The sequence below is a fragment of the Corynebacterium guaraldiae genome (assembly GCF_053480195.1).
On sequence record NZ_JBRBAU010000032.1, the window covers coordinates 1 to 974 of the forward strand.

General features: G+C 50.0%; 1 protein-coding gene and 1 rRNA gene. Both read left to right on the forward strand.

From position 1 onward, the window contains the following. Positions 1 to 95, forward strand: a 5S ribosomal RNA gene (rrf, locus tag ACUY3D_RS12640); the annotation flags it as partial. 375 nt (positions 96 to 470) lie between these two features. Then, a complete protein-coding gene (locus ACUY3D_RS12645; RefSeq protein WP_448241221.1) occupies positions 471 to 851 on the forward strand; it encodes a CPBP family glutamic-type intramembrane protease in 381 nt (126 codons plus the stop codon). The last annotated feature ends 123 nt before the right edge of the window (positions 852 to 974 follow it).

Genomic DNA, 974 nt, shown 5'->3' on the forward strand with positions numbered 1-974 from the left:
AACGCCCGGTACCCATTCCGAACCCGGAAGCTAAGCCTGCTAACGCTGATGGTACTGCAACCGGGAGGTTGTGGGAGAGTAAGAAACCGCCGACACCAAACAACAAACAACAACTCAATACAAACAACGAAGAGACCGTTAAAGCACCATCACTGCTTTAACGGTCTCCTTCTCGTTTTCACAACGCGGCAAGTCTGCACTTCCAGGTCTGAACAAATGGCTTTTTAGTGACCGATTCATGAGGGCCCGCCTCGGCAATTGGGCCTAATCATGTTCACCTGAAAGCGCTGATAAACAAGGCTCATACCCACCCGGGTAGCTGCCTAGTTCCTAACTACTGCGAAAGGGCCACGGAAGTATGATCTACCCCACCAATGCTCGGGCGTCTCGTCCTCATACAGAATTGTAAACTGGGCACCGAGCTTTCTGGCTAAGTAGCCAACCCGGTCCGGGATTAGGGTACGGAGAAGATGTTTGAATTCCTTTTGTTTCTCGTTCCTTCAGTGCTTTATATCATTTTTCAGCGCAAGAGAATTGGGGTTTCTCAAGCTCGGACAAATGTGGGTTGGCAATGGGGAAATTGGCAATCAGTAGTATTAAGCATCATCTTTTTCCCCGTGTTGCTTGGAATAGGATACGCTGGTATCCGTCTTGTATCGACGGCTAGTCTGGCCATACCGGGGGTGGTTCTGTCTCAAGGGGTAAGCCTTGCTGTCATTTTCAGGGCTATAGGCGAGGAAGTTTTCTTCCGAGGATTTCTTGGCGGCTTACTTCTTCGATCCTGGGGGTTCTGGGGTGGTAATACGCTCCAAGCCGGACTTTTTCTTCTGCCTCATTTGATGTTGTTGTGAAGCGTCCTGGGTTTAGTTCCGCTTCTTTTACGGCCCTGTGTTGATGGGCTGGGTGAGATAGTACTCGGTTTCTACTTCTTGTGGGGTGGCGTAGTCCAATGCTTCGTGAAGCCGCTTAGTGTT

Bases quoted from the DNA above. Each gene is read 5' to 3' on its own strand.
- ACUY3D_RS12645 (WP_448241221.1), top strand. From the start codon at position 471: ATGTTTGAATTCCTTTTGTTTCTCGTTCCTTCAGTGCTTTATATCATT.